At 72.1% G+C, this 19596-nt stretch carries 22 protein-coding genes; 6 read left to right on the forward strand and 16 right to left on the reverse strand.

Annotated features, from left to right (window positions below; translation table 11 throughout):
- Positions 1-345: 345 nt before the first annotated feature.
- From OG595_RS06665 to OG595_RS06685, 5 genes are all read right to left on the reverse strand, one after another.
- Entirely contained in the window at positions 346-726 is a 381-nt protein-coding gene (locus OG595_RS06665) for a nuclear transport factor 2 family protein (protein ID WP_329268885.1), read from the reverse strand.
- A gap of 36 nt (positions 727-762) precedes the next feature.
- Positions 763-1173 (reverse strand): nuclear transport factor 2 family protein, encoded by a 411-nt coding sequence (locus tag OG595_RS06670; protein WP_329268887.1) that lies wholly within the window; start codon positions 1171-1173, stop codon positions 763-765.
- Positions 1174-1175: 2 nt separating this feature from the next.
- On the reverse strand, positions 1176-1985 hold the full coding sequence (locus tag OG595_RS06675) for an MBL fold metallo-hydrolase (protein ID WP_329268890.1): 810 nt from the start codon (positions 1983-1985) through the stop codon (positions 1176-1178).
- Positions 1986-2031: 46 nt separating this feature from the next.
- Positions 2032-2649: a DsbA family protein gene (locus tag OG595_RS06680; protein WP_329268892.1), complete on the reverse strand. Its 618-nt coding sequence runs from the start codon at positions 2647-2649 to the stop codon at positions 2032-2034.
- Positions 2650-3183: 534 nt separating this feature from the next.
- On the reverse strand, positions 3184-3684 hold the full coding sequence (locus tag OG595_RS06685) for a PaaI family thioesterase (RefSeq protein ID WP_329268893.1): 501 nt from the start codon (positions 3682-3684) through the stop codon (positions 3184-3186).
- Between the two features lie 92 nt (positions 3685-3776).
- Between OG595_RS06685 and OG595_RS06690 the strand changes: the two genes are divergently transcribed.
- Entirely contained in the window at positions 3777-4244 is a 468-nt protein-coding gene (locus OG595_RS06690) for a winged helix-turn-helix transcriptional regulator (protein WP_329268894.1), read from the forward strand.
- 82 nt (positions 4245-4326) lie between these two features.
- Positions 4327-4665: a hypothetical protein gene (locus OG595_RS06695; protein ID WP_329268896.1), complete on the forward strand. Its 339-nt coding sequence runs from the start codon at positions 4327-4329 to the stop codon at positions 4663-4665.
- Positions 4666-4729: 64 nt separating this feature from the next.
- Here OG595_RS06695 and OG595_RS06700 read toward each other — a convergent pair whose 3' ends face one another.
- The 3 genes from OG595_RS06700 to OG595_RS06710 form a co-directional block, all read right to left on the reverse strand.
- Entirely contained in the window at positions 4730-4963 is a 234-nt protein-coding gene (locus tag OG595_RS06700; protein ID WP_329268898.1) for a DUF6158 family protein, read from the reverse strand.
- A 70-nt stretch (positions 4964-5033) separates the two neighbouring features.
- Entirely contained in the window at positions 5034-6653 is a 1620-nt protein-coding gene (locus tag OG595_RS06705; RefSeq protein WP_329268900.1) for an ABC-F family ATP-binding cassette domain-containing protein, read from the reverse strand.
- 172 nt (positions 6654-6825) lie between these two features.
- Entirely contained in the window at positions 6826-7488 is a 663-nt protein-coding gene (locus tag OG595_RS06710) for a histidine phosphatase family protein (protein WP_329268901.1), read from the reverse strand.
- 90 nt (positions 7489-7578) lie between these two features.
- Between OG595_RS06710 and OG595_RS06715 the strand changes: the two genes are divergently transcribed.
- The 4 genes from OG595_RS06715 (at position 7579) to OG595_RS06730 (ending at position 11385) form a co-directional block, all read left to right on the forward strand.
- A complete protein-coding gene (locus OG595_RS06715; protein WP_329268903.1) occupies positions 7579-8979 on the forward strand; it encodes a bifunctional phosphatase PAP2/diacylglycerol kinase family protein in 1401 nt (466 codons plus the stop codon).
- Between the two features lie 133 nt (positions 8980-9112).
- Positions 9113-9946, forward strand: a complete 834-nt coding sequence (locus tag OG595_RS06720; RefSeq protein WP_329268905.1) for a class I SAM-dependent methyltransferase — start codon at positions 9113-9115, stop codon at positions 9944-9946.
- A 60-nt stretch (positions 9947-10006) separates the two neighbouring features.
- Positions 10007-10177: a hydrophobic protein gene (locus tag OG595_RS06725; protein WP_164319181.1), complete on the forward strand. Its 171-nt coding sequence runs from the start codon at positions 10007-10009 to the stop codon at positions 10175-10177.
- A gap of 248 nt (positions 10178-10425) precedes the next feature.
- Positions 10426-11385: an LLM class F420-dependent oxidoreductase gene (locus OG595_RS06730; RefSeq protein ID WP_329268909.1), complete on the forward strand. Its 960-nt coding sequence runs from the start codon at positions 10426-10428 to the stop codon at positions 11383-11385.
- Between the two features lie 147 nt (positions 11386-11532).
- Here OG595_RS06730 and OG595_RS06735 read toward each other — a convergent pair whose 3' ends face one another.
- The 8 genes from OG595_RS06735 to OG595_RS06770 all read right to left on the reverse strand — a co-directional run bounded on the left by OG595_RS06735 (position 11533) and on the right by OG595_RS06770 (position 19575).
- Complete coding sequence (locus tag OG595_RS06735) at positions 11533-12084, reverse strand: GNAT family N-acetyltransferase (RefSeq protein WP_329268912.1); 552 nt, start codon at positions 12082-12084, stop codon at positions 11533-11535.
- A 26-nt stretch (positions 12085-12110) separates the two neighbouring features.
- Positions 12111-12365, reverse strand: coding sequence for a LapA family protein (locus OG595_RS06740; protein ID WP_329268915.1), 255 nt, complete (start codon positions 12363-12365; stop codon positions 12111-12113).
- An 84-nt stretch (positions 12366-12449) separates the two neighbouring features.
- Positions 12450-13376 (reverse strand): S66 peptidase family protein, encoded by a 927-nt coding sequence (locus OG595_RS06745; RefSeq protein ID WP_329268917.1) that lies wholly within the window; start codon positions 13374-13376, stop codon positions 12450-12452.
- Entirely contained in the window at positions 13373-15331 is a 1959-nt protein-coding gene (locus OG595_RS06750) for a prolyl oligopeptidase family serine peptidase (protein WP_329268919.1), read from the reverse strand. The genes OG595_RS06745 and OG595_RS06750 overlap by 4 nt, the downstream gene beginning before the upstream one ends.
- 14 nt (positions 15332-15345) lie before the next feature.
- Positions 15346-16650 carry a M20/M25/M40 family metallo-hydrolase gene (locus tag OG595_RS06755; RefSeq protein WP_329268922.1) on the reverse strand — a complete coding sequence of 435 codons (1305 nt, stop codon included), beginning with the start codon at positions 16648-16650 and terminating at the stop codon, positions 15346-15348.
- Positions 16643-17476, reverse strand: coding sequence for a M55 family metallopeptidase (locus OG595_RS06760; RefSeq protein ID WP_329268924.1), 834 nt, complete (start codon positions 17474-17476; stop codon positions 16643-16645). The genes OG595_RS06755 and OG595_RS06760 overlap by 8 nt, the downstream gene beginning before the upstream one ends.
- Before the next feature lie 224 nt (positions 17477-17700).
- The gene (locus OG595_RS06765) at positions 17701-18612 is read right to left on the reverse strand and encodes a hypothetical protein (RefSeq protein WP_329268925.1); all 912 of its coding nucleotides are present in this window, start codon (positions 18610-18612) and stop codon (positions 17701-17703) included.
- A gap of 237 nt (positions 18613-18849) precedes the next feature.
- A complete protein-coding gene (locus OG595_RS06770; protein ID WP_329268927.1) occupies positions 18850-19575 on the reverse strand; it encodes a class I SAM-dependent methyltransferase in 726 nt (241 codons plus the stop codon).
- Between the last annotated feature and the right edge of the window lie 21 nt (positions 19576-19596).

Here is a 19596-nt window from a genome sequence, read left to right on the forward strand (position 1 = left end):
CACCTGGTCAGGAAGTCGGATTCGCCGTTCGGCGCGCGGCCGGAGGGGATACCGCCGGAGGGATACGGCTTCGGGACGCGGCCCGAGCGGTTCACTCCTTCTGGACGGCCGGCGGCAGGGCTGGGGCTCGGCGGCCACAACACGGAAGGGCGAAGAGCTCAGGGCTAGTTGGAGCGGCGCCGCACGGCTCGGCAACGGCGCGAAGCGTCCTCACGTGGGGGTCTGTGCGCCGCGGTATGTGCCGCGGCGCACGGGGGGGGTGCGCAGGCCGACGTAAGGTCACGCGACCTGTGAGGCCGAGCGGGTCCCGGGACGGGGACACGGGTCCCGGGACGGGGACTGACCTCAGAACATGGTGTTGTCGTTGGCGCTCTTCTCGGGCACCTCCTGGATCACGTCCCAGTGCTCGACGATCTTCCCGTCGGCGACGCGCCAGAAGTCCGCGACGGCCATGCCCCGGTCGCCGGGCTTGAGGTGCAGGTTGCTGTGGGTGACCACCAAGTCCCCTTCTGCGACCGTCCGCTTGATGTCCAGGCGCAGCTCGGGGAACTGACCGTGCAGCCAGTGGACGTAGCCGACGAACGCCTGCGGACTGTCCTGGGCCTCGGGGTTGTGCTGGATGTAGCTGTCGCCGAGATGCGCGGCGGCGGCCTGTTCCGGCTGGTAGTCGTTGAACGCCTGCTCATAGAACGCGACGACGAGCGCCGTGTTGTCGGCAGCGGACATGCGCCTCTCCTGTTCTTCGAGTGCTGGACGGTGTGTCTAGACGGTCATCGCGTCGCGGACGAGGGCGGTGTCCACGAACTGCTCGAAGCGGACGATGAGTCCGCCGCGCACGACGAAGTGGTGGGCGACACGGACGTCGATCGACTTGCCGGTGGCCTTGTTGGCGGCGGTGTAGCGGGCCAGGACGACGACGTTCTCGCCGTCCACGACATAGGTGTCGTCGTGCGCGGTCCAGCCCTCCCAGTCCTTGCCCAGCCGCTCCATCACGTTGGCGGTGACGCCGTCGGGGGTGCGGTAGGTGCCGGCCAGCGGGAAGCCCGCCATCTCCGTCCACTCCACGTCCGGGGCCAGGGTCGCCCGCAGGGCGTCCAGGTCACCGGCGGCGGAGGCCAGGTACTGACGGCGTACGACGTCGGCGGGCGCCGCGGAAGTCTCGAACTCGGCCATGGTCAGCCCCACTTCATCTCGCCCTTGGCGACCTTCGCACCGATCTGCGCGGCGATCAGCATCCCGTTGTCCGGGTAGCGGGCCACGAGCGCTTCCGTCAGCGCGGCGCCGTCGGCCGCCTTGCCGAGCTCCTCCTCGAAGCCGAGGAGGTACTCGCGGGTGGCGGAGATGGCGGTCGCGTCGGCCGCGGTGCCGGGCAGCCGGTGGCCGGGGACCACCAGCTCCGGGGCGAGGGCGGCCATCTCGTCGAGCAGGTCGACCCAGGCGGCACGGTCACCGGGAGTGGCGGTGTCGGCGACCCACACGTGCTCCTGCTGGAAGAGCAGCACACCGCCCAGGAGGGCGCGCGCCTCGGCCTGCCACAGGTAGTGGCGGTCGGGCAGGGCGGCCGGGCCGCCCTTGAGCTCGAAACGGTGGCCCTCCAGGGTCAGGGCGTCACCGGTCAGCGGCTGAAGGTCCACCAGGCGGGTGGGCAGGTTGGGGCCAAGCGCGGCCCACGCCTTGAGCTTGCCCTCGTAGGAGTCCCGGATGTGCTCGATGACCAGCGGCGTCGCCACGAACACCGCGTCGGGGAAGGCGTCCGCTATCACCTCGGCGCCGAAGTAGAAGTCGGGGTCGGCGTGGGAGACGAAGACCGTGGTCAGCGTCTTGCCCGAGTCGAGGATCTCGGCGGCCAGGCGGTGGCCGTCCGCGCGGGTGAACGCGGCGTCCACCAGCAGGGCGTCGGTCTCACCGGTGACAAGCGTCGCGGTCTTGTTCTTGCTGCCGGCCGGGAAGTCCAGGTCCAGGACCTTGAAGGACAGGGCGCTCATGGCGGTTCCTTTGCGAGTGAGGGGTGCGGGGTGAGGAAAGGAGGATTCAGGGGGTGCGGAGGGTCGCGAGCCGCCGGTCGACCTCGTCGGCGGTGGCGTGGCCCCGCGCCAGCACGGTGACCCGGTCGCCGTCGGCGGCCAGCAGGGTGGGGAAGCCGGTGACGCCCAGGGAGGCGGCCCGATGGAAGTCGGCTCCGGCCGCGACCCGCACGCCGGGCCCCTCGAAGGCGTCCACCACGGCGTCGGCGTCCAGGCCGGCCGCCTCGGCGACCGTCCGGTAGGTCGCCGCCTCGGAGAGGCTGAGGCCGTCGACGTAGAAGGCGCGCTGGAGCGCGATGGCCAGCTCCGCCGCGCGCGCGGGGGACGCCGCACGCAGCGCCGCGAACCCGCGCGCGGCGACCTCGGAGTCCATCACGAACGAACCGTCGGCGATCAGTCCCTCGTAGGCAGCACCGAACTCGGCACCTGTCAGCTCGGCGATCTGCGCGTTCGCACCCTGGACGTACCCGAACTCCCGGACCGGCACCCGACGCGACCCCGTGAACAGCCCACCCGAGACCACCTCCACCGGTACGTCCGGATGACGGGAGACAACCTCACTCAGGGTTCCGGAGAACCCGTGCGACCAACCGCAGTAGGCATCGAAGACATGGACGAGCTTCATCAAGGACCTCGGCAGCGTGGGGAGCCCGCACTTTCTGCGAGCGATTCACCTGACCAAACAGTAGCTGACTCATCAGATATTTCCTGACCCCTGTGATGTGGGCCATACCGGGATGGCTGACGTCATTAGATCAGCGTTGCCGCGAGGTCGCAGGTCAGGCCGGGCGAGACAGGAAGCCCCGACCGTGCGGCCGAGGGTGCGAGGACACTGGGCCGCGAGGACGCGAGGGTCCTCGGTGAATCGTGCGAAGTCCGCTGCGAGGAGGGCCGTACGAAGCAGCGCCGGAGGTTCGTCGGGGGGACCCGGGAGGCACGTACCGCCGCCTCTTCGTCCAGCGAGGTCGGGCGCACCGGCCGCCGGCGCCGGCCGTCGGGGTCCTCCGCGCGCCCGGCCAGGCCTGCCGCCCCCCATACGGTCCACCAATCGGGTGAACCCTCCGCGGTCACCACCCGCTCCTGGGGGACGGCCCGCGCCGACAGCCCCGGCCACCGGGCCACCCGGCCGGCCGAGGAAGCGGTCCGGCCGGCGCGCAGGTCAGCCCTGCGGGGGCGGCACCGGGAAGAGCAGGCAGCTACTGGTGGCGTGCGCGAGGAGACGGTCCTTGGCGTCGACCAACTGCGCCTGGGCGAGGGCGGTTTGACGGCTCTTGTTGACGATCGTGCCGACGGCGCGCACCACGCCCGTGTCCACGGTGATCCGCCGAAGGAACTTCACCGTCAGGTCGAGCGAGGTGTACGCCATGCCCTGCGGGAGGGTCGACTGGACGGCGCACCCCGCCGCCGAGTCGAGGAGGGTGGCGAAGATGCCGCCGTGCACGCTGCCGATCGGGTTGTAGTGCTCCTCCCCCGGCGTCAGGGAGAAGACGGCCCTGCCGTGCTCCACCTCGGTCAGGGTGAAGTCGACGGCGTAGTTGACGGGCGGCGCCGGCAGTCGCCCCGCCTGAAGCTCGCGCAGGAAGTCGAGGCCGGTCATGCGTCTGGCGGCCTCCGCCAGGATCGCCGGGTCTTCCCACTGATACGTACGCGTTCGCCCCATGGCCGAGCGCCTCCCATCTGACTTTTCCAAGCGAAGCTAGCTGTCGCCTCACCTGACTGTCAATGACGAAGCCAGCGCCGTACGATGGCGGCATGGAGTGGCTTGAGGCGAGCACGGAGAACTGCCCCGTCCAGCGCACGCTCGACGTGGTCGGGGAGAAATGGACGCTGCTGATCCTGCGTGACGCCGTCAACGGAGTCCGGCGATTCGACGACTTCCACCGTCACATCGGCCTGTCGGAGGCCGTTCTCAGCGACCGCCTCCGGAAGCTGATCGCGGCCGGCGTCATGAGGACCGTCCCCTACCGGGAGCCGGGCAGCCGCTCCCGCAACGAATACCGTCTGACCCGCAAGGGCTGGGACCTGTGGCCCGTCCTGATGGCGCTGAGCCAGTGGGGCGAGGCGTACGCGCTCGGCTCCGAGGGACCGGTGCTCGACGTTCGCCACACCGCCTGCGGCTCCCCGGTCCGGGTGGTCGTCGAGTGCTCCGCGGAGCACTCCGCTCTCACCCTCTCGGAGGTCACCGCCCGACCGGGACCAGGGGCCCGTCCTCGGACATGACCTGTAGCTGAGGCACCGCCGGCGCGTGTCGGCAGCGGATCGTCGGGTACGCGGCGAGCATCCCCGAAATCTGGTGGAACTCATGGGCATCGCGTTTCCGACCGCCCACCAGGGCGCCGAACAGGTCGAACCCACCGAGCCCCGGCAGACGGCGACCGCCGGAGGCGGCGGCGGAGAACCGGTGCCCGAGTCCTCCGGCGGGCTCGGGCCGCCCGGCGGGGTGGCCGGGCGGCCCGAGCCCGGCCGACGCGCAGGTGCGGATCCGCGACGCCTCCCTGCCGACCTCGGACACGAGTGCGTCGCGGAACGTCCTCGGATCGTCCTGACGGCCATCGGCCACTGGTCGGCCGGTGACAGCCCCGCCCTCGTCGCGGCGGTCGCGGCCCATCGGCACTGGGATACTCCCCCGGTGCGCCGCTGAGATCCACCGCCGCGGCCGGTGCCGCTGCCGGGAGCCCTCGGGCCCCGGGCGGCGGCACCTTCGCTCACTCCTGCGCGCCGTCCCGGTCCCGGGCGCCCGCACGGGTGCGGCCCGTGGCGACCGGACGGCGCGGATGGCGGCGCAGGTACTCGCCCTCCAGCTGCGCCATACGGTCGTTGTGGGCGCGCAGCGCGCCGTTCGACGCGTGCAGCAGCGTGTCGTGACGGGTGCGGTGGATCGTCTCCAGCTCCTTCATGAGCTGCTGGTCGTCCAGTCGGGCCGGATCGACTCCGTTCATGGTGGCACCCCAGTCGTCGAGTTCTTCCGTACGGCCCGGGTACCCCTGGCCGCACAGGCGAAGCGACTCTTTACCGGGCCCGCTCCACCCGCCGCTCGTCCCACACGGGCTCGGAGGTCTCGCGGACCCGCCCGTCGCTGCCGAAGACCAGATACCGGTCGAAGGAACGCGCGAACCAACGGTCGTGCGTGACGGCGAGAACCGTGCCCTCGAACGCCTCCAGGCCTTCCTGGAGTGCCTCGGCGGACTCCAGGTCGAGGTTGTCCGTCGGCTCGTCCAGCAGCAGCGCCGTGACCCCCTCCAGTTCCAGGAGCAGGATCTGGAAACGGGCCTGCTGGCCCCCGGAGAGCCGCTCGAAGCGCTGCTCGGCCTGGGCGGTCAGCTCGTAGCGGCGCAGCCGGGACATGGCCGCGCCCCGGTCCTGCGAGTGCTCAGACCACAGGATGTCGAGGAGCGGACGGCCCTCCAGTTCGGGATGGGCATGCGTCTGCGCGAAGTGCCCGGGCACGACCCGCGCGCCGAGCTTCCACTCGCCCGTGTGGTTCACGGTGTCACCGGCGAGCAGCCGCAGGAAGTGCGACTTGCCGGAGCCGTTGGAGCCGAGAACGGCGACCCGTTCGCCGTAGAAGACCTCCAGGTCGAAGGGTTTCATCAGCCCGGTCAGCTCAAGTCCCTTGCAGGTGATGGCCCTTACGCCGGTACGGCCGCCCTTGAGCCGCATGGTGATGTCCTGCTCGCGCGGCGGCTCGGGCGGCGGCCCCGCCTCCTCGAACTTCCTCAGCCTGGTCTGCGCGGCCTGGTAGCGGGACGCCAACTCATGGCTGATGGAGGCCGCCTGACGAAGGTTCAGCACCAGCTTCTTCAACTGGGCGTGCTTCTCGTCCCAGCGCCGGCGCAACTCCTCGAAGCGCGCGAACCGTTCGGCCCGCGCCTCGTGATAGGTGGCGAACCCGGCGCCGTGCACCCACGCGTCCGCGCCTGCGGGGCCGGGTTCGACGGACACGATCTTCTGCGCGGACCGGGAGAGCAGCTCCCGGTCGTGGGAGACGAAGAGAACGGTCTTGCGGGTCTCCGCGAGCCGGTCCTCCAGCCACCGTTTGCCGGGTACGTCGAGGTAGTTGTCGGGCTCGTCGAGCAGCAGCACCTCGTCCGTGCCGCGCAGCAGCGCCTCCAGCACCAGCCGCTTCTGCTCACCGCCGGAGAGGGTGCGCACGAGCCGCCACTGGGCCTTCTCGTACGGCACCCCGAGCGCGGCGGTGGTGCACATGTCCCACAGTGTCTCGGCCTCGTAGCCGCGCGCCTCGGCCCAGTCGGAGAGGGCCTGGGCGTACTGGAGCTGGGCCGCCTCGTCGTCGACGGTCAGCATGCCGTGCTCGGCGAGGTCGACCTCCTTGGCCGCCTGCTGGATCCGCGGGGTGGCGACCGACACGAGCAGGTCCCGTACGGTCGTCTCGTCCCGTACGGAGCCCACGAACTGGCGCATCACGCCGAGCCCGCCGCTCACGTTGACGGTCCCGCCGTGCGGTTTCAGCTCGCCGGAGATCAGCCGCAGCAGGGTCGTCTTCCCGGCGCCGTTGGGTCCCACGAGGGCCACGACGGCCCCTTCGCCCACCCGGAACGACACATCGCCGAGCAGCGCCCTCCCGTCGGGAAGGTAGTACTCAAGGTGCGCTGCTTCGAGGTGTCCCATGAGGCGCATTCTGCGGGCCGACAGCGACCCCCGGCAAACCCATAAACGCACGGCCGCCGGCACACGCGCGCGGGCAGACGGTTCCGGTCGGCGCCGGTGCGCACCGGCGTCCCGGAAGGGGCGCGGGGAACCGTGCGACCGGCCCCCATCGGGCCCGCGGCGGGAATCCCGGCTACCCGGCGGGGCCGAGTCGCTCGCCGGCAGGCCCGCTCCCGGTGTCCGACCCGGTCTCCGCGACAGCGGCGCCCGCCCAGGACAGGGCCTTCCACCCTTCCGCCGGGGACCCCTCCAGGACGACCACACCGGTGTTGTCGAGCCGGTGCCCGGCGGCGAAGGGCACGTCGATGTTGTCCGCGCGGGCCGCCGCCCACATCCGGATCGCGGCCCCGTGGCTGACCATGGCGACCGTGCCGGCTCCGCCGTCGGCGGCCTCCGCGACGACCGCGTCGAACCGTCCGAGCGCCTCGGCACCGTTCTCCCCGCCCGGCATCCGCAGCTCCGTGTCACCGGCCGCCCACGCGAACAGGGTGGTCATGTACGTGTGCGCGGCCTCGGAGTCGCCCCGCATCTCCAGGTCCCCGGCGGCCACCTCCCGGATGCCGTCCCGCACTTGTACGCCGAGGCCACGCGCCCCGGCCAGCGGGGCGGCGGTCAACTGTGCGCGGGTCAGTGTGGAGGCGTACAGCGCGTCGATGTCCTCGCCCGCGAGCGCCTCCGGCAGCGCGGCGGCCTGCCGCTCCCCCAGCTCGGTCAGTCCGGGTCCCGGAACCGCGGTGTCCAGCAGGAATCGCACGTTCGACGGGGTCTGACCGTGACGGACGAGCAGCAGACGCATATGGCTTCCCTCCCGCCCCACGACCTCGCGACAAGCCCTTTGACCGGCGCGACAAGACAAAAAGGCTCTCTTCAGGGTACCCAGAGGTTCATGACCGCAGACATCATCGACCTCACCGTCCCACAGCTCGGCCGTCACGCCCTGCGCGAGAACCTGCTGAAACTCGACTCCTGGCTGTTCGAGACCGCCGCCACCCGGCACTGGCCGGGCGCCGAGCGCGTCCTGCCGAGGCTGAGCCGCAGCGCGAACCACGGTGTCCTGTGGTTCGCGACGGCCGCCGCCCTGGCGGCGACGGGCAGTCCCCGGGCCCGCCGGGCCGCCGTCCGGGGGCTCGCCTCCCTCGCCGTGGCCTCCGCGACGATCAACACGGTCGGCAAGCGCTCGGTACGCCGCCCCCGCCCCGGGCTGGACGCCGTACCGACGGTCAGGCAGCTGAAGCGGCAGCCGATCACGACGTCGTTCCCGTCCGGTCACTCCGCGTCGGCGGCAGCCTTCGCGACCGGTGTCGCCCTGGAGTCCCGGGGGCTGGGCGCGCTGGTGGCGCCGGTCGCCTTCTCGGTGGCGATGTCCCGTGTCTACACCGGCGTCCACTTCCCCAGTGACGTGCTGGCGGGCGCGGTCCTGGGCGCGGGCGCCGCGTTCGCCGTACGGAGGCTCGCGCCGACCCGCGATCTCTCCGCGTCCCCGGCCCGGCCGCACGCCACGGCCCCGGCGCTGCCCGACGGCGAGGGCCTGGTCCTGGTCGCGAACACGGCGGCGGGTACGGCGGACCGGGTCCGCGCGCTGGAGGACGCGCTGCCGCTGGCGGAGATCGTGGAGTGCGCGCCGGAGGATCTGCGGGCCGAGCTGGAGAAGGCGGCGGCCCGCTGCCGGGTGCTCGGGGTGTGCGGCGGCGACGGCACGGTGAACACGGCCGCCGGGATCGCCCTGACCCACGGACTCCCGCTCGCGGTGGTGCCCGGCGGCACGCTCAACCGCTTCGCGCTCGACCTGGGCGTCGAGGACGCACGGGCCGCCGGCCGCGCGGTGCGCCGGGGCGAGGCGGTGCGCGTGGACGTGGGCCGGTTCCGGTCCGGGGACCAGGAGGGCGTCTTCCTCAACACCTGCGGCCTGGGCGTCCGCCCGGACCCGGTGCGCGAGCGCGAGCGGGAGCGCTGGTCCGACCGGATCGGTGGTCGGCCGGCCGGGGTGCTCGGGGCGGTACATGTCCTGCGTGCCGACCGCCATCCGCGGAAGGTGCAACTCCTGGGAGGGCGGCGCCCGTTGTGGCTGCCGTTCGCGGGCAGCGGCGCCCGCCGCCGGCTGGGTCCCGTGCCGGCCGGCCGCCACCACGCTCACGCGGGCGCCCTCGTCCACCGTCTCCAGTGGGACGACGTGGCTCCGGGCACCCTCCTCGCGTACGACGGCGAAGTCACCGAGGTGGCGGGCGGGGTGACGCTCGAAAAACTCGCGGAGGCGCTGACCGTCTACCGGCCGCTCGACCAGAACTGACCCCCGGCGGACGGCCGTTGACGGACGGTGTCCATATTCCAAGACGCGGGTCTCATTATTCGGCACGACTGCGTACGGTGAGGAGCGAGTCGTTCGAAGCGGGTCGTTCGAGAAGACGAGAAGGGGCACGGCCATGTCCAAGCCGCAGTCGCAGCCGCAGGAGACCGCCGTCTACACGCACGGGCACCACGAGTCCGTGCTCCGCTCGCACACCTGGCGCACCGCCGCCAACTCGGCGGCCTACCTCCTCGGCTCGCTGAAGCCGCACATGAGGATCCTGGACATCGGCTGCGGCCCGGGCACGATCACCGCCGACCTGGCCGAACTGGTCCCCGACGGGCAGGTCACCGGCGTCGACCGGGCACCGGGCATCCTGGACCGGGCCAGGGCCACGGCCTCCGAACGCGGCCTGGGCAACGTCGAGTTCGCGGTCGCGGACATCCACGCGCTGGACTTCCCGGACGACACGTTCTGTGTGGTCCACGCCCATCAGGTGCTCCAGCACGTGGGCGATCCGGTGCGGGCACTGAGCGAGATGCACCGGGTCACCAAACCGGGCGGGTACATCGCCGTCCGCGAGTCGGACTACCTGGCCATGGCCTGGTATCCGGCGTCGGAGGGCATGGACGACTGGCTGGACCTGTACCGGCGCGTGGCCCGGGCCAACGGGGGCGAGCCGGACGCGGGGCGTCGCCTGAAGTCCTGGGCGCTGCGGGCCGGGCTCACGGACATCACGGCCACGTCCAGCACCTGGACGTTCGCGGACAGCGACGAGCTCGCCTGGTGGAGCGGCCTGTGGGCGGACCGGACACTCGCGTCGGCGTACGCGGACCGGGCCACGGAAGGCGGGCTGGCCACTCCGGAGCGGCTGCGGGCGGTCTCGGAGGCCTGGCGGGAATGGGGACGGCGGGAGGACGCCTGGTTCACCGTCCCGCACGGGGAGATCCTCTGCCGAAAGGCCGACTGATTCCCTCCACGGATGACTGAGACGCCGATTTCGGGAAACTCGGAGTCCAGGAGGTTCACAATGGTTCCCATTCTGCTAGTACTGCTGCTGGCTCTGATTCTCTTCGGGGCCGGATTCGCGGTGAAAATCCTCTGGTGGATCGCACTGATCGTGCTTGTCGTCTGGCTACTGGGCTTCCTGGTGCGGGGCACGAGCGCGAGCGGATCAAGGGGTCGCTGGTACCGCTGGTAGCCGGCATCGGCAAGTGATCGACCCCCTGGAGAACAGGGTGCTGTGCGGCCCGAGTACCGGATTCCGGTACTCGGGCCGCAGCGGTTCGCGACGTACGGAGCCGTCCGCGTCGCCTGCTCAGGGCGCCCGGACGTCCGTGCGGGACCGGTTGGGTCAGCCGCGGTCCGGCCTCCCCCGCCGGTTTCCCCGTCTCCTTCTGGGTACCCGGAGCACACCCCGACCCGCCCTTTTCCGGAGGTGCTTCCCCCATGCCCGAGTACGGCTGCTTCCTCGCGTGCGAGGAATTCGGTCCGGCGGAACTCGTCGAGCAGGCGAGGCAGGCCGAACAGGCCGGGTTCCAGGCGCTGTGGATCTCGGACCACTACCACCCGTGGAACGGCGCCCAGGGCCAGAGCCCCTTCGTGTGGTCGGTGATCGGCGCGCTGTCGCAGGCGGTGTCGCTGCCCGTCCAGACGGCCGTGACCTGCCCGACCGTGCGGATGCACCCGGCGGTGGTGGCGCAGGCCGCGGCGACGAGCGCGGTGATGACCGACGGCCGCTTCCGGCTCGGCGTCGGCACCGGCGAGGCACTGAACGAGCACGTCCTCGGCGACCGGTGGCCGCCCGCGCGCACCCGCCTGGAGATGCTGGAGGAGGCGATCCAGGTGATGCGCCGGCTCTTCACCGGCGAGGAGGTCAACCACCGTGGCGTCCACTACACCGTCGAGAACGCCCGCCTGTACACCGTCCCCGACGAGCCCGTCCCGATCGACGTCTCCGGCTTCGGCCCCCAGGCCACGGCGCTCGCGGCCCGCGTGGGCGACGGCTACATCACCATGGGTCCCGACGAGGACCTCACGACCCAGTTCCGCAAGGGCGGCGGGGGCTCGGGGCTCGTCAGCGGCGGTACGAAGGTCTGCTACGGCCCCGACCGCGAGGAGGCCGTCCGTACGGCGCACCGGCTGTGGCCCAACCAGCTGCTGCCCGGCGAGATGGCCCAGATCCTGCCCACGCCGCGTCACTTCGAGCAACTGGAGCCGCTGGTCACCGAGTCCATGGTGAGCGAGAGGACGGTCTGCGGCCCGGACGTGGACGAACACCTCGCGGCCCTGTCCGCCTTCGCCGACGCGGGCTTCGACCGGGTCTACGTCAGCCAGATCGGCCCCGACCAGCGCGGCTTCTTCGACTTCTACCGCACGAAGGTGCTGCCGCAGTTGTCGGGCGGCTGAGGAGGGCGAACCTCCGGGACACTCACCGGGCCGGGGAGCCCGCGCCTCGACGGGCAACGCCCCGAAAGGGGCGCGGGGAACTGCGCGACGAGCCACGACGGCCCTCGGACACCACAGCGGACTCCCGGCCCGGCGGAGTGCTCACGCTCACCGCTTCAGCATCTCCGCGGTGATCGCCCACCGTTCGTGGTCCCGCCAGGCCCCGTCGATGTAGAGGAAACCCGGCGAGTAGCCCTCCAGCCGGAAGCCGCAGCGCCGGGCGAGGGCGATCGAGGCGGCGTTGCCGGGCTGCACGTTGATCTCCAGCCGGTGCAGCCGCAGCGGCGGCCCGAAGGCGTACCGGACGACGAGACCGAGCCCCTCGCTCATCAGCCCCCGCCCGGCCGCATGGACGAACGCCCCGTATCCGAGGGCACCGCACAGAAAGCCGCCCTGGACGATGTTGTTGATGTTGACGAACCCGGCGACGGCACCCCGGGCGTCCTTCTCGCACACGAGGAACCCGGCCTTCGTCGGATCCTCGATCAGCCGCCCGGCGTACGAGGCGTAGGCGTCCGGGCTCGCCGGCGGGGCCAGCCAGGGGTGGTGCAGGGCCTTGCTCTCCCGCACCCGGTCGATGAACTCGGCACCGTCCTCGTAGGTGAACGGACGTATGCCCACGCGGGGCCCTTCGGCGAGATATCCACGGTGCTCAGACACCCGGTCACCTTACGCGCGGCCCTTGTTCACCTTCGGCGGCGCATGAAGTAGGCCCCGCAGAGCGCGCCGATGGCCGCCGTGCCGAGCAGCGCCATCCACAGCGGCATGGTCACTTCGGGGATCAGCAGGCGGATCCTGGTCGCGCGGGTGTTCTCGAAGATGAAGATCAGGGCGAGCAGGGCGAGCGCCCCGACGGCGACCCGGGTGGGCGTCAGCAGCCCCCGCGCACCACCGGTCCCGCCACCGGCGTCGCCACGGCTCTCGGAGGTCTTCGGGCTCATGGGGCCAGCATGAGCCCGGCCAGTGCTTCCCGCGCGCCCGGAGGTACGCCGGACGGGTGACGGCAGCGGGAGCCGGCCCGCTCCTCACCGCAGCGCCGGTTCCTCCAGCGTCAGTGTCCCCGCGTCGGCGTCCAGTTCGGCGGCCACCCCGAGGGGGACCGTCAGCGCCCCGTCGCAGTGCCCGAACCCGAACCCCTCCAGCACCGGCACCCCCAGTCCGCCGAGCCGGTCGGCGAACACGGCACGCAGCCCCTCGTACGGGCCGCACCTCTCCCACGAGCCGAGGACGATCCCGGCGACGCCGTCGAGCCAGCCGGTGCGCAGCAGCTGGGTGAGGTCCCGGTCGATCCGGTACGCGCTCTCCCCCACGTCCTCGATCATGAGCAGTCCGCCGCGCGCACCGGGCCGGGCGTGCGGGGTGCCCTGCTCGGTGGCGAGTATGGCCAGACAGCCGCCGAGGGTGACACCGCGGGCCCGCCCGGGTACCAGCGCCGGACCGGCCGCGGCGTCGATGACCCGTACCGACTCCGGGTCGAACAGCGTGGCCCGCAGGTGCTCCTGTGCCCGCGCGTTCTTGAGGAAGTCGACGGCGGAGACCATCGGCCCGTGCAGCGTGGCGAGTCCCAGCCGGACCGCGAACGCCTCGTGCAGCGCGGTGATGTCGCTGTAGCCGACGAACACCTTGGGCCCGGCCGCCCGCAGCGCGTCCCAGTCGAGCAGGTCGACCATGCGCTGCGCGCCGTAGCCGCCACGGGCGCAGAGCACCGCGTCGACCGTGGGGTCGCACCAGGCGGCCTGGAGGTCGGCGGCCCGGTCGGCGTCCGTGCCCGCGAGGTAGTCGAACTCCCCGTGCCGGTCCAGGACATGAGGTGCGACGACGGGGTCGAGGCCCCAGCCGCGCAGCAGGTCGAGTCCGGACTGCAGGCGTTCCTCGCGCACGGGCCCGCTGGGCGCGACGACGGCCACGCGGGCACCGGGCGCGAGCCTCGACGGCCTGACGAGTGGCTTCACTTGACCAGTTCCAGGGTCGGGATGCCGGGCGGGTTGAGTCCGAAGACCTGTGCGTACAGGGAGAGTTCGGCCTCCAGGACACGCACTGTCGTGTCCGCCCGCCGGAAGCCGTGCCCCTCCCCCTCGAAGGCGATGTACCGGTGCGGCACGCGCCGTCCCTCCGCCGCGAGCCGGGCGAGGAAGCGGTCGCACTGCACGGGCGGGCAGATGACGTCGTCCAGCCCCTGCAACAGCAGGAAGGGCGCGGTGATGTCGGCGGCGTGCTCGGCGGGCGAGCGCTCCAGATAGCGGCCCGGGACCTCGGCGAGCGGGCCGACCAGGGACTCCAGGTACTGCGACTCGAAGTCGTGGGTCTCCCCCGAGCCCCAGCCCGCCAGGTCGAGGATCGGGTAGAGGATCGTGCCGCAGGCGTAGACGTCGGTGCCGGTGAGGGAGGCCGCGGCGGTCCAGCCGCCCGCGCTGCCGCCCCGGACGGCGAGCCGGGCGCGGTCCGCGGTGCCCTCGTCGGCGAGGGCGAGGGCGACGGCCGCGCAGTCCTCGACGTCGACGACGCCCCACTGTTCGCGCAGCCGGTCGCGGTACTCGCGCCCGTACCCGGTCGAGCCGCCGTAGTTGACCTCGGCGACGCCGATGCCCCGCGAGGTGAAGTAGGCGATCTCCAGGTCGAGCACGAGAGGCGCCCGCCCGGTCGGCCCGCCGTGCGCCCACACGACGTACGGGGGCAGCTCGTCGTCGGGCGCCGTGCACCCCGGGTGGTGCGGCGGATAGATGTGCGCGTGGATGTCCCGGCCCTCCGGGCCGGTGAAGGTGCGGATCTGCGGCTCGGGATAGTGCACGGGGTCGACCGGGTCCTGGTGGGCGGCGCCGATGACCCGGGCCCGTCCCGTACGGGTGTCCAGCTCGACGACCTCGGCCGCGCTGCGCGGGCTGGCCCCGACGGCGAGGACCCGGTCCCCGTGCACGGCGAGGGTGGCCGCGAACTCTGTCCAGGGACCGCAGGTGTCGACGACGTCGCCGGTCCCGGGGTCCAGGATCCCGAGCGTGGTCGCCCCGCGCCCGTGCACGACCGCGACAGGACCGCCCTCCAGCGGGGCGAACCAGCGCTGCCCGACCTTCCACAGCGCGCCGCCGAACTCCTCCGGGCGGGGACACACGGGCACGTCGTCCCGGTAGAGGTTCCACCAGCCGGAGCGGTCGCTGACGTACAGCAGCGCGCCGTCGCCCGCCCAGTCCACCTGGGCGATCGACTCCTCGGGCCCTCCGGCGACCGTCCGGGCGCCGCTCAGCGTGCCGTCGGCGCCCACCTCCGCGAGGACCAGCTCGGTCCCGTCCCAGGGCATCCGCGGATGGTCCCAGGCGAGCCAGGCGGCGCGCCGTCCGTCGGGCGAGACGCGGGGGCCGGTGACGAACCGGTGCCGGTCGTCGCTGAGTTCGCGTACGGCGCCACGCTCCTCGGCGGCCGATCCGTCCAGCGGCACGGCGGCGAGCACGCGCCGCACATCGGTGGGAGCCTCGCCGGTGAACTCCTCCATTACGCACCAGACTTCACCGAGTTCGAGCCGCAACTGCGGCTCCACCCACCGCAGTCCGCCGCCGACCGGGGACAACGGCGTGAGCGGGCGCGGTTCCTGACCCTCCGTCAGGCAGTACAGCCGCTGATCAGCGAAGTTGACGAACACGACCAGCGCACCGCCGTCGAGCACCGCACCGGCCCACGGGTGGCCGCCGTACTCCATGACCCGGCTGCGCACGTTCCACGGCGCGTCCAGGACCGACTCCTGGGAGCCGTCGGAGCGCCGTCGCACCAGGGTGCGCCGGCCGCCCTCGGTGGGCCGGGGCTCGGTCCACCACGCCTCGTCGCCGACGAACCCCACGTACTCGGGCGACCCGTCGTGCTCGGCGGCGAGTTCCGCGTCGATGGGCGAGGGCCATGATCCGTACGGCAGTGTCTGCACTGTGTTCCCCACTCCTAGGCCGTGCGCAGGAACCGGTCGAGTACCCGGACTCCGAAGTGCAGCGCCTCGACCGGGACACGCTCGTCCACACCGTGGAAGAGTGCCTGGTAGTCGAAGCCCTCGGGCAGCTTCAGCGGCGCGAATCCGTACCCGGTGATACCCAGCCGCGAGAACTGCTTGGCGTCGGTCCCACCGGACATGCAGTAGGGCACCACGAGCCCCTCGGGCGCGAACTCCTCGACGGCGGCGCGCATTCGGGCGTACGTGGGTGAGTCCACCGGCGCTTGCAGGGCTCCCGAACGGTGGTGGAACTCCCACTCCACGTCGGGGCCGGTGAGTTCGTCGAGGGTCGCGCGGAACTCGTCCTCGCAGCCGTACAGGAAGCGCCCGTCGACGTACGCGACGGCTTCGCCGGGGATCACGTTGACCTTGTAACCGGCGCTCAGCATGGTCGGGTTGGCGCTGTTGCGGACGGTCGCCTCGACGAGCCGGGCGGCGGGTCCGAGTTTGGTGAGGAGCCCGTCGACGTCGTCCAGGTCGGGCACGATCCCGTAGAGGGCGGCCAGTTGGGTCAAGGCTGCCTGCACGGTCGGGGTGAGGCGCAGTGGCCACTCGTACGCGCCGATGCGGGCGACGGCGGCGGCGAGGCGGGTGACGGCGTTGCTGTGGTTGACCTTCGAGCCGTGTCCGGCACGGCCCCTGGCGGTCAACTTGAGCCAGCCGGTGCCGCGTTCACCGGCGGCGATGGGGTACAGATGGCGTCCGCCGCCGTCGTGGAAGGTGAACGCCCCGGACTCGCCGACCCCTTCGGTGCACCCCTCGAACAGCCCCGGGTGCTCGGCGGCCAGGAATCCGGCGCCGTCGGCGGCGCTGTCCTCCTCGTCGGCGGTGAACGCGATCACGATGTCGCGCCGGGGCCGGACGCCCTCGCGGGCCCAGTCGCGGACGACGGCGAGGATCATCGCGTCCATGTTCTTCATGTCGACGGCGCCCCGCCCCCAGACGACGCCGTCGCGGATCTCCCCGGAGAACGGGTGCACGCTCCAGTCGTCGGCGCGTGCGGGCACGACGTCCAGGTGCCCGTGCAGGAGCAGGGCGTCGGCGGCGGGGTCGGTGCCCTCGATCCGGGCGACGACGTTGGTGCGGCCCCTGGTCCGTTCGAGGAGTGTGGGCTCCAGGCCCGCCTCGGCGAGCAGGGCGGCGGCGTACTCGGCGGCGGGCCGCTCCTGACAGTCGCCGCCGCCGTGGTTGGTCGTGTCGATCCGGATGAGATCGGAGGTGAACGCCACCACCTCGTCGAGCGCCTGCTGGTCAGCCATACTGCTCCTCCACCGCGGCCGAGACGATCGTCGTGACCGCCTTGAAGGTACGAATGCCCTCGTACATTGTGCCGCTCGTGTACGCCACCTTCCGCTCCCCGATCCGCCCGACGCCGGGCACGACGGTGGCGGCCATGGAGAGATGCTCGGCGTCGAACTCCAGCGCGACGGTGAACGGCCCGCCGACGACGGGCTCGTGCCGCACGGCCAGTACGGCGGCCTCCTTCGCGGCGGCCCGGATGTCGGCGGCGGTCCTGGCAGGCGTCCGGCACACGGCGGCGTACCGCGACACATGGTCCTTGACGGCGACCTTCAGCGCCTCGGGCGCGTATCCGAGCGCGTCCTCGCAGGCGAGGTCGTCGCCGGTGACGAGCACGACGGGAACCCCGTACTCGGCGACGACATGGGAGTTGAGGAGCCCTTCGCTGGCCCGTACGTCGTTCACCCACACGCCGGTGATGGAGTTGGCGAGGTAGGTGTGGGCGAGGACGCCCTCCATTCCGGCGCCCGCGTGATAGCCGACGAAGGCGATGCCGTCGACGTCGCCGTGCTGCACGCCCTCCACCATGGACAGCGACTTGTGGCGCCCGGTGAGCATCTCCACCCGCTCGTCCAGCCGTTCGAGGAGCAGGTTGCGCATGGTCCAGTGGGCCTCGTTGACCAGCACCTCGTCGGCGCCGCCGTCGAAGAAGCCGAGCACGGCCGCGTTGACGTCCGAGGTGAACATCGAACGGCACCGCTCCCACTGCGGGGTGCCCGGCAGTACGTCGGCCGGCCAGGTGACGCCGGTGGCGCCCTCCATGTCGGCGCTGATGAGGATCTTCATCGTGAGACAGTCCCGTCGCAGGTCAGCGGCTCGCTGTCCGAACGTTACGCGCCGGGCGCGGTCCCGGCCAGGAAGCACCCCTTCGGCCTCCCGGGTGGACTCACGGATCTACGCGCCGAACCGTTCAGTAGCCGGAACGCGGCGACAGCCCCGCCTCCTCACGGAAACGGGGCTGTCGGGCGACCTGTCGCGCTACGGGACGGCCGCGGTCGCGGCGCTCCCGGTCAGGAGCGGCGGGCGCGGCGGGTCAGGAAGAGCGCGCCGGCGCCGAGGGCGAGCACCACGGCCGCCGCACCGGCGATCGTGCCGACCGGCGCGCCGGCGCCGGTCTCCGCCAGCGGCGGGGTGCTCTCGCTGGGCGAGGGCTCCGGGCTGGTGGGCGGCGTCGACTCCGCCGGGGGCACGTCCGGGGTGGTGGGCGGCGTGCTGGAGGAGGCCGGCGGGGTCGTCTCCTCGGCGGGCGGCTCGCTGCTCGCGGGCGTCGTGGGAGTCGCGGGCGTGGTCGGGGTGGCCGGGGTGCTCGGCGCGGGCTCCGACGGAGTGGGGGCGGGCGGCTCGGAGGCGCCGGTCTCGCACGCCTTGTCGCCGCCGTTCCAGGCCGCTATGAGGTGGTAGGGCGTGACCACGCCGTCGGGCTGGTAGGGGGCGGGACCGTGGCCCTCCCCCTCCTTGCCGTCGTACGCGATGTCGTCGCCGTACAGGTCGATCTGCCCGTAGCAGTCCGGGGTCTTCACACTCAGCTTCTGCCAGGTGTGCTCCGCGCCACCCGCGTCGGCGACGTCCGCCGAGGTCAGGTAGACGGTGTCCTTCTCGACGAAGGTCTGGCGGCCGGAGGTGTTCCAGTTCGGGCCCTCGGTCGTGTACTCGGCCAGGGACACGGGGTACTTGCAGCCCTCCCCGACACTCTGGCCCGGGGCCAGCCGCACCTCGACGGAGCCGGGAGCGCTGTCCCAGGCGTGGAACCCGCCCTGCGAGGTCCAGTCGCCGCCGTCGACGCGGTACTGGACGGTGGCGGACTGACACGACCCGCCGTTGGTCGCGCTCGCCGTACCGGCCCCGAGTACGGGTACGACAGCGGCGGCGAAAGCGGTTGCGGCGAGGACAGTCAGAGTTCTGGACTGGAGCGAACGCGACAAAATGAGCCTCTGTGGTTCGAAATGTGTGGGAGGTGTGTCGAGTGCCAGTGACCGGCGCGGGCGGACACACGAAGCCTGCGCGACCAGGTCACTCGCGTCACTTCACTCGCTTCAGACGCAGCGAAGTGATCCGCATTCTCGCCACGCCGAACGACTCCCGTCAATCCTCCACGACTTCTCCACATTCCGACTTGGTCACGGCGGCCTCCGGCGTCACGTTTCCGGCCGCCGCGGACCTCAGCGCTGCTGCGCCACCACGACCCACTTCGAGGGCAGCACGATGCGGGTTCCGTCCGCTGTGTACTCCGTGGTGGTGAGCGGGAGTTCACCGCTCCCGAGGACCTTCAGGCCCGCCGCGCTCAGGTACACGGGCACCGCCGAGTCCGCCACCTCGCCCGGTGCGATGCCGTGTTCGAGGACCGGGCGCAGTTTGGGCGGCGGGCCCTCGGGGCTCTGCGCGAGGCCCATCAGGATGGGGCGCGCGTCCTGCGACAGTTCGACCAGGAAGGCCCGGCCGCGCTGTCCGATGAGGGTCGCGATGCCGTCGACGAGGGTCTGCCGGTCGTCGGCGTCGCACTGGTGGAGCACCCCGCGCATGTACACGTTGGTGTCGCCGAGCTTTCCGTGCAGTGCCTCGACCTCGGTCTTCTCGGCGCAGTCGAGCAGTTCGTACTCGGCGGCGCCCTCCGGGTCGGCCTGGCGGGCGCGTTCCAGTGCCGCGGGCGAGAGGTCGGCGCCGACGACCCGGGTGAACCGGTCGGTGAGGAACCGGGTCTGGGTGCCGTTGCCGCAGCCGAGGTCCAGCAGGGGCAACTCGAAGTCCGCGAGGTGCGGTTCGAAGACGGCGAGGTGGAGACCGACGGTCAGCACGGGCTCCGCGTCCCAGAAGACGGCTCCCTGTCCGTGGGGGGCCTCGCGCCAGAAGCCCTCCCAGGCCTCCCTGTACCGACTCGTCACGCTCATGCCCAACTCCCCAGGGTGCGA

This window comes from Streptomyces sp. NBC_01451 (assembly GCF_036227485.1).
Lineage (GTDB): Bacteria > Actinomycetota > Actinomycetes > Streptomycetales > Streptomycetaceae > Streptomyces.